Here is an 11,296-nt window from a genome sequence, read left to right as displayed (position 1 = left end):
AACTCATAACTTCAACTTTGCCTTGATTTTTTCTTTCAAATCTCAAGGTCTATTTGTCATGCACTTTTTTATTGATTCTGTCGAAGTTTCTTATTATTTATCGATTGACATATTACCAGATTGCTTTCAAGGTACTTAATACAAGATCATTGATTTTGCGGGTACTTACAGTTATACGGAAACAATTTTCCAAAGAAGGTTTTTGACCGTAATACTTCAAGAATATGCTTTCTTCAAGAAGGGCCTTGTTTGTTTTTTCTCCATCAGGGACTCTGATAAGTATAAAGTTAGCTTGACTGTCGAACACCTGTATGTTTGGAATTTTCTTAAGTTCAGACATCATGTAATCCCTTTCCGAGGCTATCAGGGATATGTTGTCCTTAAGCAGGTCGAAATTATCCAGAGCCGTGGATGCGATCAATTGGGACAAGGAATTCAGATTGTAGGGTTGTTTCACCTTGTTGAGGATATCGATCATCTTCTGTTGGCCCAAAGCATACCCCACCCTCAGGCCTGCCATCCCCAAAGCTTTTGAAAGTGTTCGCAGTATGATGAGACGCTCGTGCTTTTCGATCAGATCGAGACAATTGTATTTAGAAAAATCAACGTAAGCTTCATCCAGGACTACAATGGAGTTGGTTTCGTTTATGATCCTCTCCACTTGTGATTTTTCCAGAAAGTATCCGGTGGGATTGTTTGGAACACAGACGAATATGATTTTTGCACTTTGCTCATTTGCAGTTTTGATCATTGAGTCAACGTCTATGGAGTGATCGGCCAGATCATTGATTGGGAAAAACCTTCCCCGGGCTATTTGGGTACCGACTTTGTACATGTCGAAAGAAGGATAGTGGGACACTACCGCCTCTCCGGGATTCAGGAAACAATTGAATATCATGGGTATCAATTCGTCGGAACCGTTTCCGCAGATGATGGAATCGGCCGGAACACCCGTATAATTTGATATGCTGTTTCTCAAGACCCTGCTGGTCCCTTCAGGATAAAGATTGCTGTTGTAGTTTTTTATTTTTTCCAGAAGAATATCTTTCAATACCGGAATGTCGAAAAGGCTGAAAGGGCTCTCATTGGCATTAAGAACGTATTTGTAATCATTGTCCGGTACTATGTAATTGGTAAATTCCTTCAAATGTTCTCGCATCATGTTTTCAATCATCAAATCTTCTCCTAACTGCATTTGCATGAGATGAAAATCCTTCTCTTTCCGCAAAATCTGCAACTTTTTTATAAACTTTTTCCAGGTTTTTTTTGTCATAGTACAAAATGCTGCTTCTTTTTACAAAGTCGTAGACGCCCAAAGGGGAAGAAAACTTTGCCGTTCCCGAGGTGGGCAGTGTGTGGTTTGGACCTGCAAAATAATCTCCTATGGGTTCTGGAGTGTAGGATCCCAAAAATACTGCGCCCGCATTGGTGATCTTGTTAAGGGCTGATTCCGGATCGGGAATCATCACTTCCAAGTGTTCAGGTGCTATCATGTTGGAGAGGCTTATGGCTTGGTCAAGATCGGACACTATAAAAATTTTACCGTTGTCTCTGATTGATTTTTCCATTATCTCTCTGCGAGACAGTTTTGCCATCTGAGCAAATACCGACCTTGTTACTTTCTCTGCAAGATCTTCGCTCCAGGTTATCAGCATGGAAGAGGCCATCTCATCGTGTTCGGCCTGGCTAAGCAAGTCGGCGGCTATGAAATCGGGATTTGAATCGGGAGAAGCTATGATGCATATTTCACTTGGACCTGCTATCATGTCGATGTCAACTTTTCCAAACACCTGTTTTTTAGCGGTCGCCACATAAATGTTTCCGGGACCTACGATTTTGTTTACTGCTGGTATGGTGTCAGTTCCGTAGGCAAGGGCCGCGATTCCATGGGCTCCACCGATCCTGTAAATTTCGTCGATACCAGCTATCTTCGCAGCTGCCAATATGTATGGATCGATCTTTCCGTCTTTTCCGGGAGGAGTTATCAGGGCTATGGATTTTACTCCTGCCACCTTGGCAGGGACAGCGTCCATTAGAACTGTAGAAGGATAACCACCTTTGCCTCCGGGAACGTAAAGACCCACCCTGTCTATGGGAGTAACCAGTTGTCCCAGTTTTATTCCTTGAGAAAAATCTTTTATCCAGGTATTGGAAATCTGTTCTTTATGATAGGTTTCTATATTATTTTTTGCTTCTTTCAACGTTTCTATAAATTCGGCAGAGACTTTCAAGTAACCTTCATCGATTTCTTGAGCGCTGACCTTGAGGGAATCCAGCTTGACACCGTCAAACATTTCTGTGTAATCGTAAAGAGCCGCATCTCCGTGGGAACGAACTCTTGATATTATTTCAGAAACTGAAGATTCAACTTCTGAAACGTCGTTGTCAGTTCTATTCAAGAGCCGATCGATGTTTTTCTGATTGATTTCATCTATCGTCATTCTGATGGTTTTCATTTAAATACCGTCCTTTTCTACGAGTGATTCCAAAGAATCGATCACCCATTGAATTTCATCGAATTTGGTTTTAAGGCTTACCTTGTTGGTTATCAGTCTGGCACTTATGGGAAGAAACTTTTCGTGGACGACGAGGCCGTTTTCTTCAAGGGTCTTACCGCTTTCGACAATATCCACGATGATGTCGGATAGACCGATTATAGGTGCCAGTTCCACCGAACCGTTAAGTTTGATTATATCCGTCAAGACTCCTCTTTTATTGAAAAGATCCCTGGTTATGTTGGGATACTTGGTACCTACAGTGATTTTTTTGCTGTAGTCGGGAATTTTATCTGCGAATCCCGCTATGCACATGTCACATTTTCCGATATTCAGATTTACGAGTTCGTAGACATCGGCTTTTTCTTCCAGTAGAATGTCTTTACCTACTATACCTGCATCTGCAGCGCCTTTTTCCACGTAGACCGGCACGTCCGGAGACTTGACGAGGGTGACCTTTATATTGTTCTTCTTGTCGTGAAAAATGAGCTTTCGGCTCTCTTTGCTGTAATCGTCGAACTCGCATCCGCAGTCGATCAACAGCTTTATGGCGGCGTTTGCCACCCTACCTTTTGCAAGGGCTATATTGAGATCTTTCATAGGCTAATATCTCCTTTAAGTATATCCATGAATTTCTCGATGCTCGTTGGTATCTTGTCGTCTTTGTCAGATATAAAGATTCCATTTTTCTCCACCATCAATACAAACCTGTAATTTTCCTCCGAATAAATGTACTTGTTGTCGATGATGTCCGTACTGAACTCAAGATCCCTCAGAAGAGATGCAGTGGACAAGGCATCCGAAAGCATGGAATTCTCGTATCGTATAAGTACGTCGAAATAATCCTGACTATTTTCCTCCCTGCCTATGATTTCCATGAGCAGGCTGATATTTATACCAAATCCCGTTGCTGGCCTGTCGACACCAAATGTTTTGGACAAGTTGTCGTATCGGCCGCCGGAAAGGATGGAATCACCCCAGTTTTCCGCATATCCCTTGAATATCAAACCGCTGTAGTAGTCGAGTTGATTTGTAAAGCCAAAATCCAGGTTGATATAATTTTCAAGTCCGTAAATGGACAATATTTCATAAACGGATTCCACATGGTCCAAAGCTGCTTCCATAGAACCATTCAAACAGAGCTCTCTGGCTTTTTTCATGACATCTTCGTAGGAACCGAACAACATGGGTATCTTGAGCATGGTTTCATAAATTTCATCCGTTATGTTCAATTGTCCGAGGTAAAGTTTTAAATCTCCGAGATTCTTGTTTTCAATAAGTTCGTTTATTCGTTCCTTTTCCGAAAAAGTCAAATCGATACCGTCAAAAAGTCCGTCTAAAAATGCAGCCTGACCAACATCTATGTGGATTTTTTCAAGTCCCAGATTCAAAAGCATGGTTATGGCCACGGCAATGATTTCACCGTCGCATTCAGGACCGCTGTTGCCGAAGTACTCCACACCGCCCTGTATGAAATCTTTCCGGTAATTTGTTTTGCTGTTGTCTTCTCTGAAAATAGTTGTTATATAGGAAAATTTAAGCACTTCTTCCGGGTTTTTAAAAGTATTTGCGGCCATTCTGCAAATGGGGATCGTGGCATCCGGTCTTAGGACCATCACTTTTCCGTTTTTATCGATGAGCTTGAACATTTTATCCCTTGAAAGAGACTTGTCCATGGCATACATGTCATAATACTCGAAGTTTGGAGTAAGTATAGGTTTATAACCAAAACGGCGCATTACTTGCTCTATTTCGTCATTTATTCGCTGGTACCCAAGCAATTCCTGAAAATGAAGATCATTTACTCCATCTATATAATAGTTTATCATGGCTCATTACCTCCGCTTTATTACTTTAGTGTGATAAAGTATAGGGAAATTATATAGTTTAAAAATATAAAAGTCAATAAAAAAAGCGTTATTTTACTTAAACTATATTATAATAATAATATTCTAAATGAGTGAGAAGGAAAATATATGAAATACAAATGCGTGATATTTGATTTTGACGGCACCCTGGCAGATACAGAGGATGCCGCTCTTAAAATATACAACGGACTTGCAGAAAAATACGAGTATTCAAAAATCAGCAAACAGGACCTGCACCGGTTCAAGAGATTGAACTTGATGGAAATCCTGGATCTGACTAAAATTCCCCTGACAAAACTTCCAAAAATAATCAAAAACGGCCAGAAGCTTCTTAAAAGGGAAATGGAGCACATCAGGCCCTTTGACAAAAATATAAAAGAGATACTTATGGAAATAAAAATGGAAGCCGGCTGCTTGGGGATCATCACATCAAATTCCAAAAAGAACGTCAAAGCCTTTATGAAGGAAATGGACATCGGTTTTTTTGACTTTATCGTTTCATCGCCTTTGATGACAAAGGAAAGCAGGATAAATTCCATTGCAAGAAAATATGGACTTCAAAAAAGTGATATACTGTATGTTGGAGACGAAACTCGCGATATTTTGGCATGTAAAAAAGCAGGAGTAAGTTGTGCGGCGGTAACTTGGGGGTACAACTACCCTGAAATTTTAATTAAGGAAAATCCTGATTATATGATAGAGGACCTTGGGGAACTTCTGGATATAATCCGTTAGCGGTGATAATATGAATCTACCTGACAATGTATACGATCTAATGGAATATATAGAATTAAAAGGGTACAAGGCATATCTTGTGGGTGGTGCCGTAAGGGACATACTTTCCAATAAAAAGCCCAAGGACTTTGACTTTACAACCGATGCTAAACCTCAGGAGATAAAGGAAATATTTGAAAAGCATATCGAAACGGGTATAGACTTTGGAACCATAACGGTGGAGTTCAACAAAGAGTACTATGAGATAACCACATTCAGGTTGGAACACAGGTATTCTGACGGTAGAAGACCGGATATGGTATTTTATTCAGATTCCCTTTTGTCGGATTTAAGTCGAAGGGATTTCACCATGAATGCCATAGCTTTGGACAAGGATCTCAACGTTTACGACTACTTCAATGGGATAGAAGATTTAAAAAACAAGCTTTTAAGGACTATCGGAAGAGCAAAGGTAAGGTTTAAGGAAGACAAGCTCAGAAAGTTGAGAGCCGTCAGGATAGCCTGCGAGAACGGGTATCTGATCCATGAAGAGATTGTAAGATCTGTAATGAACGATCCAGGTCTCGAGGGCGTCAGCATGGAAAGGATCAAAACGGAACTCGACAGGATCCTCTTGTGCGAGAATGCAAAGAGAGGCGTGGAATTGTTGTTCAGGCTCCATTTGATGGACAACATCGTACCCGGTTTAAGAGAATACACGTATCCGGACATGGAAAATTGGGAGGATTATACCACGGACATCGAGATAGCTCCCAAAGAGCTGTCTTTAAGAGTTTACCTGATGCTAAGACCAATTGGGGACGGGGACAAAATATTTCATGCGCTGAAGTCCCTTAAATATCAGCGAAAAGTAATTGAGCATTGCATGGATATGTGGGAATATGAAAAAATAACTTCTACTGAGGAGTTTTTATCAAAATTATCCAAGTATTCAGATTCAAAATTATATTTGTTTAAAGATCTGGACAGGGTACTGGGAAGATTTCCCTCATGGGATGAACACATCGATCGGGCCTTGGAAAACAAGATGCCCAGAAAAGTGACGGATCTTGAGATTTCAGGAGACGATTTAAAATCCTTGGGATTAAAAGGCAGAAAGATCGGCGAGGTACTCAACGATCTTTTGCATAGAGCCATGTACGATCCCGAGATAAACAAAAAAAGGATATTAATGAGCATGGTCGAAAAAGAAATAATAGACAAGGAATGAAAAAATGACTGGTTTCGTATTAATGAGCACGGCGGTTGCTCTATCCATGGATGCATTTGCAGTGGCGGCATCATGTGGGATTTCAAATAAAGCACAAACATTTGACTTACAAGTAAAGATAGCGTTGTACTTTGGTTTTTTTCAGGGATTGATGCCTTTTATAGGGTATTTTTTAGCTCACGGGTTTGCAGACAAGATCCATTTTATCAGCCATTGGATAGCATTTTTTCTCTTGGGCATCCTTGGAATAAAAATGATTTTGGAAGCCAGGGAAGATGAGAAATGCAGCAGGGAAGCTCTGACAAACAAATATCTTTTTACTCTGGCAGTTGCAACCAGCATAGATGCCATGGTCAGCGGAGTAGGTTTTGCATTGTTGAATGTAAATATTATTTTTGTAACTGCAGTCATAGGATCGACTACCGCAGTGATCTCTTTCCTGGGTGCGAGATTTGGACATAGCCTGGGACACAAGTTTCAAGTCGGTTCTGAAATATTTGGAGGAACCGTGCTGATCCTCATAGGAGCTAAGATTTTATTGGAAGGACTAATCAAATAATTGAAAAATAATATTAAAGAATTAATTGTTGTAGAGGGAAAAGACGATATTTCCGCAGTAAAAAATGCAGTGGAGGCCCAGGTGATACAGACCAGCGGACTGGGTTTGGAAGAAAAAACTTTCAACATAATTGAAAAGGCCGTCAATACCACGGGTGTTATCATTCTTACGGATCCCGATTATGCCGGAGAAAAAATCAGAAGAATGATAAACGAAAGGGTACCAGGATGCAAAAATGCATTCATCCCCAAAAAAGAGGGAACAAAAAATGGCAACGTGGGAGTTGAAAATGCATCGCCTCAAGCGATCCGAGAAGCTATCGACAACGTAAAAGTGACGGCAACTGCAGCTAAAGCAGAACATACAATGGAGAGCATCATGCATTTGGGACTTCTTTTTGGAGAGGGATCCAAAGAGCGGAGACAGATAGTTGGAGACAGGTTGGGCATAGGGCCCGTAAACGGAAAACAATTCTTGAACAGGATCAACTCATTCGGAATTAGTTTAAGAGAACTGGAAGATGCCATGGAAGACCTGAAGAAAGAGAGTTGATAGAATGGAAAGACTTACATCACCCAGAACTATAGAGGAAATACTAAAAAGACATGGATTTACCATGAATAAAAGGTTTGGCCAAAATTTTTTGACGGATGAAAACATAGTGAATAAGATAATCGATTCGGGGGAAATAACCAAAGAAGACACGGTTTTGGAAATCGGACCGGGAATCGGGACCATGACCAGACCTCTTTGCGACAGGGCAAAATCAGTAATAGCTGTAGAGATCGACAGGATGCTAATACCCATACTGAAGGAAAACCTGTCCGACAAAACAAATTTGATTTTGTTGAACGAGGACATAATGAAGCTGGACATAAAAAACGAAATCGAAAAACTGGGCGTCAAGAGCTTCAAGGTAGTGGCAAACCTGCCTTATTACATCACAACGCCCATAATAATGGGATTGTTGGAAAAAAATTTGCCAATTGAAAGTATTACCGTAATGATCCAAAAGGAAGTGGCAGAGCGGATAACCGCAAAACCCGGAGGAAAGGATTACGGGGCTTTGACAGTGGCATGCGGATATTATACAGATCCAACATTGGCATTCGTCGTTCCATCAACGGTCTTTTTTCCCAGACCAAAAGTGGATTCGGCAGTGATAAACATGAAAGTCCGCAAAGAGGAAATGATGGAACCGTTGGAAAAAAAGGTGTTTTTTTCCGTGGTAAAGGCAGCATTTGCAAACAGAAGAAAAACCCTCTTGAATTCACTTTCAAATAATCTTCCCATTGGAAAAGACAAGGTGAAGGAAATTCTTGAAGTTTCAGAAATACAAGAAAACCGAAGAGCCGAGACCTTGGATTTTGACGACTTTAGCAGGTTGGCAAAAGCCTATATAAATATAACAGTTTAAACAAAAATACCGCCCATGTCCGGGCGGTATTTTGCATCAACGCTCTATGTAGTTTACCAGTGTTCCTATCCCTTCTATTTCACATTCGATCTCGTCTCCGGGTTTTAAAGTTTTTGGAGGATCGAAACCAAATCCCACCCCGGCAGGTGTGCCTGTCAAGATAATATCTCCCGGGTAAAGGGTGATTCCGTTGGAAAGATCCGAAATAATATAATCCAAGTCAAATATAAGCATGGAAGTTCTTGAATCTTGTCTAATTTCTCCGTTCACTCTTGAAAGGATCCTTAGATCCGGAGGGTAGGATATCTCATCGGCTGTCGTTATGACCGGCCCCAGCGGACAGCAGGTATCAAAGCTTTTTCCCTTGAACCACTGTGTGTGCTTCATTTGAATGTTTCTAACGGATATATCGTTGCCTATGGTGTATCCGAAAATATGTTCCCTGGCTTTGTCCGGGGGGATGTTGGTGCCTTTTTTACCGATGATCACCGCAAGTTCGACTTCATAGTCAAGGCTGTCAGTAATATTTTTAAAATTCAGTATTTCGTCCTCGTTGCCGATGGTTGGATAAGCTACTTTTGTGAAGTAAATAGGATTGGTTGGAACCTGGGAAGATGCTCCCGGTATGGACTTTATCTCTTCGGCATGGTCGAGATAATTTTTTCCAAGACAAAAGACATTGCGTTTGGGATACGGTATGGGAGATTCAATTTTGATCTCATTTGTCGGTATGAAGATTAAATCATCCTGGGAGAGTGCAATTTTAAGAAGTGGGCCCACACGATCAAAATCTTCGATAAGTTCTATCATGTTCTTGGGATAATTGTCAGGAGTAAGTCCTAACTTTTCATAGTCCACCATGCCCATGTCCGTCAGGACACCCAATCTGGCTTCGTTTGATCCTTTAACTTTATAATTGGCTAATTTCATATATTCTCCTCATTTCTTGATAGTAATTGCTATAATTGCCCTTTGTTTTGGATGCAGCGCGCATCGGAATCGGAGAGATAATCCGTTTTATTTATGATATAATAAATTCGTAATTTAATAAACACATACTGGAGGAAAAATTATGAAACACACATCCATTAGAGAATTTTATGAAAACAAGGAAATTTATGCAGATAAAGAAGTGGAAGTGGGAGGTTGGATCAGAACGAACAGGGCTTCCAGTCATTTCGGTTTTATAGAGTTGAATGATGGAACTGCATTCAAAGGAGTGCAGATAGTATACGACGAAGAACTCGAAAATTTTGGAGAGATCGGTAAATTTGGAGTTGCTACGGCCATAAGGGTCATCGGCACATTTGTGTTAACGCCCCAGAGCAAGCAACCTTTTGAAATAAAAGCAACACAAGTGATTTTGGAGGCATCCTCTGACAGTAAATATCCTCTTCAAAAAAAGAGGCATACTTTGGAATATTTGAGAACCATCGCACATCTACGTCCCAGGAGCAATACGTTTTCCGCCGTTTTCAGAGTCAGAAGCCTGGTGTCCTATGCAGTTCACAAGTTTTTTCAGGAAAAAGGATTTGTCAATGTACATACTCCTATAATAACTGCAAGTGATGCAGAAGGGGCCGGCGAAATGTTTAAAGTTACCACCATGGATCTCCAGGCTATACCCTTGGATGATGAAGGCAAGGTGGATTTTAAAAAAGATTTTTTTGAAAAACCGGCAAACCTCACTGTCAGCGGCCAATTGGAAGGAGAGATATTTGCCTTGGCATTCAAGGACATATATACATTTGGCCCTACCTTCAGAGCAGAAAATTCAAATACCCCCAGACATGCAGCGGAATTTTGGATGATAGAACCGGAAATTGCTTTTGCAGACCTTAACGACGACATGGATTTAGCTGAAGAGATGATTAAATACCTGATAACTTATGTTTTGGAGAATGCACCCCAGGAGATGGAATTCTTCAACAGTTTCATTGACAAGGGGCTGATGGAAAGATTGAATTCGATTCTGAAATCTGAGTTCGAAAGAATAACTTATACCAGAGCAATAGAGCTTTTGCAGGAAAGCGATAAAGATTTTGAATATCCAGTGGAATGGGGGCTGGATCTGCAAACCGAGCATGAAAGGTATTTGACTGAAGAGATATTTAAAAAGCCGGTATTTGTTACTGATTACCCAAAGGAAATAAAAGCATTTTACATGAGGCTCAATGATGACGGTAAAACCGTTGCGGCCATGGATCTTCTGGTGCCCGGAGTCGGAGAAATAATAGGAGGCAGCCAAAGAGAGGAACGCCATGACGTTTTAAAGGATAGGATCTTGTCAAACGGTCTTTCCGAGGAAGATTATTGGTGGTATCTGGAGCTTAGACAATACGGCGGAGTGAAACACGCCGGATTTGGTTTGGGATTTGAAAGAGCGATAATGTATCTAACTGGAATGAGCAACATAAGAGACGTGATCCCGTTTCCACGAACGGCGGGAAGCGCAGAATTTTAAATAAATCCAATATTGGAGACATCTCAGGATAATGTATTGAATCGGATGCGTTCATGGGGTGTCTTCTGATATTATACGAGTATAAATTTATGCATTGAATTGACTGTGGAAAATGATTTGTTCAAATATTTTTCAGATATTCTAGATGTGTATAAAATATATTTTGTGGAAAAATACTGTACTGATATATAAATGATTAAAAGATTTACCAATAATTATAAAGAGGTTGACAAGTGCAATATCCTATTTTATAATTAAAATGATTTTGCAGGACATACTATTTATATACATATAATATTATGACTGTATAACTTATACGAAACAAACAGCGTTATGCAATTTTAAAAATCATAGTGTAGAACGCTGCTTTTATTTGACCCTGTAATCGATGACAACAAAAAAATTTGAGGAGGTAACAAATATGATCATTATCGGAGAAAAAATCAACGGATCCATACCTTCAGTAGCGAAGGCCATTGCAGCGAAGGATGCTGATTTCATCAGAAATCTTGCAAAGATCCAAACAGAAGCGGGAGCAACTTTTATTG

Annotated in this window: 11 protein-coding genes and 1 pseudogene; 7 read left to right on the top strand and 5 right to left on the bottom strand. The window is 40.3% G+C overall.

Annotated elements, in window-relative coordinates:
• Positions 1-112: 112 nt before the first annotated feature.
• Genes hisC through hisZ form a run of 4 tightly spaced genes read right to left on the bottom strand, consistent with a single transcriptional unit; the run spans position 113 to position 4,324 of the window.
• Positions 113-1,174, bottom strand: coding sequence for a histidinol-phosphate transaminase (gene hisC / locus IWB18_RS11865; protein ID WP_195683833.1), 1,062 nt, complete (start codon positions 1,172-1,174; stop codon positions 113-115).
• A complete protein-coding gene (hisD, locus tag IWB18_RS11860) occupies positions 1,167-2,456 on the bottom strand; it encodes a histidinol dehydrogenase (RefSeq protein ID WP_195683832.1) in 1,290 nt (429 codons plus the stop codon). Before hisD ends, hisC begins: the two co-directional genes overlap by 8 nt.
• Positions 2,457-3,095 carry an ATP phosphoribosyltransferase gene (hisG, locus tag IWB18_RS11855; protein WP_195683831.1) on the bottom strand — a complete coding sequence of 213 codons (639 nt, stop codon included), beginning with the start codon at positions 3,093-3,095 and terminating at the stop codon, positions 2,457-2,459.
• The gene (gene hisZ, locus IWB18_RS11850; protein ID WP_195683830.1) at positions 3,092-4,324 is read right to left on the bottom strand and encodes an ATP phosphoribosyltransferase regulatory subunit; all 1,233 of its coding nucleotides are present in this window, start codon (positions 4,322-4,324) and stop codon (positions 3,092-3,094) included. Before hisZ ends, hisG begins: the two co-directional genes overlap by 4 nt.
• Positions 4,325-4,471: 147 nt before the next feature.
• Between hisZ and IWB18_RS11845 the strand changes: the two genes are divergently transcribed.
• From IWB18_RS11845 to rsmA, 5 genes are read left to right on the top strand one after another with little or no spacing between them, the layout of a single operon-like run.
• Positions 4,472-5,098 (top strand): HAD-IA family hydrolase, encoded by a 627-nt coding sequence (locus tag IWB18_RS11845; RefSeq protein ID WP_195683829.1) that lies wholly within the window; start codon positions 4,472-4,474, stop codon positions 5,096-5,098.
• A 10-nt stretch (positions 5,099-5,108) separates the two neighbouring features.
• Positions 5,109-6,308, top strand: coding sequence for a CCA tRNA nucleotidyltransferase (locus IWB18_RS11840; protein WP_195683828.1), 1,200 nt, complete (start codon positions 5,109-5,111; stop codon positions 6,306-6,308).
• 4 nt (positions 6,309-6,312) lie between these two features.
• Positions 6,313-6,867 carry a manganese efflux pump MntP gene (locus IWB18_RS11835; protein WP_195683827.1) on the top strand — a complete coding sequence of 185 codons (555 nt, stop codon included), beginning with the start codon at positions 6,313-6,315 and terminating at the stop codon, positions 6,865-6,867.
• Positions 6,868-7,419 (top strand): ribonuclease M5, encoded by a 552-nt coding sequence (gene rnmV / locus IWB18_RS11830; RefSeq protein ID WP_207740833.1) that lies wholly within the window; start codon positions 6,868-6,870, stop codon positions 7,417-7,419.
• Positions 7,420-7,423: 4 nt separating this feature from the next.
• Positions 7,424-8,284 (top strand): 16S rRNA (adenine(1518)-N(6)/adenine(1519)-N(6))-dimethyltransferase RsmA, encoded by an 861-nt coding sequence (gene rsmA / locus IWB18_RS11825; protein WP_195683826.1) that lies wholly within the window; start codon positions 7,424-7,426, stop codon positions 8,282-8,284.
• Positions 8,285-8,320: 36 nt separating this feature from the next.
• Here rsmA and IWB18_RS11820 read toward each other — a convergent pair whose 3' ends face one another.
• Complete coding sequence (locus IWB18_RS11820) at positions 8,321-9,214, bottom strand: fumarylacetoacetate hydrolase family protein (RefSeq protein ID WP_195683825.1); 894 nt, start codon at positions 9,212-9,214, stop codon at positions 8,321-8,323.
• 142 nt (positions 9,215-9,356) lie between these two features.
• On the opposite strand from IWB18_RS11820, the gene asnS reads away from it, so the two are divergent.
• Both asnS and IWB18_RS12515 read left to right on the top strand, forming a co-directional pair.
• Positions 9,357-10,748: an asparagine--tRNA ligase gene (asnS, locus tag IWB18_RS11815; RefSeq protein ID WP_195683824.1), complete on the top strand. Its 1,392-nt coding sequence runs from the start codon at positions 9,357-9,359 to the stop codon at positions 10,746-10,748.
• Between the two features lie 421 nt (positions 10,749-11,169).
• A pseudogene (locus IWB18_RS12515) lies at positions 11,170-11,296 on the top strand (methyltetrahydrofolate cobalamin methyltransferase); the annotation flags it as partial.

It is taken from the genome of Alkalibacter mobilis (assembly GCF_015594845.1).
Classification (GTDB): Bacteria; Bacillota; Clostridia; order Eubacteriales; family Alkalibacteraceae; genus Alkalibacter; species Alkalibacter mobilis.
The sequence above is the reverse complement of the archived record's forward strand: the minus strand, read 5'-3'. Positions and strand labels throughout refer to the sequence as shown.

Excerpts from the sequence above, each read along its gene's own strand:
- IWB18_RS11845 (WP_195683829.1), top strand. The coding sequence starts at position 4,472 with ATGAAATACAAATGCGTGATATTTGATTTTGACGGCACCCTGGCAGAT.
- IWB18_RS11840 (WP_195683828.1), top strand. The coding sequence starts at position 5,109 with ATGAATCTACCTGACAATGTATACGATCTAATGGAATATATAGAATTA.
- hisG (WP_195683831.1), bottom strand. The coding sequence starts at position 3,095 with ATGAAAGATCTCAATATAGCCCTTGCAAAAGGTAGGGTGGCAAACGCC.
- rsmA (WP_195683826.1), top strand. The coding sequence starts at position 7,424 with ATGGAAAGACTTACATCACCCAGAACTATAGAGGAAATACTAAAAAGA.
- hisC (WP_195683833.1), bottom strand. The coding sequence starts at position 1,174 with ATGATTGAAAACATGATGCGAGAACATTTGAAGGAATTTACCAATTAC.
- hisD (WP_195683832.1), bottom strand. The coding sequence starts at position 2,456 with ATGAAAACCATCAGAATGACGATAGATGAAATCAATCAGAAAAACATC.
- IWB18_RS11835 (WP_195683827.1), top strand. The coding sequence starts at position 6,313 with ATGACTGGTTTCGTATTAATGAGCACGGCGGTTGCTCTATCCATGGAT.
- hisZ (WP_195683830.1), bottom strand. The coding sequence starts at position 4,324 with ATGATAAACTATTATATAGATGGAGTAAATGATCTTCATTTTCAGGAA.
- IWB18_RS11820 (WP_195683825.1), bottom strand. The coding sequence starts at position 9,214 with ATGAAATTAGCCAATTATAAAGTTAAAGGATCAAACGAAGCCAGATTG.
- asnS (WP_195683824.1), top strand. The coding sequence starts at position 9,357 with ATGAAACACACATCCATTAGAGAATTTTATGAAAACAAGGAAATTTAT.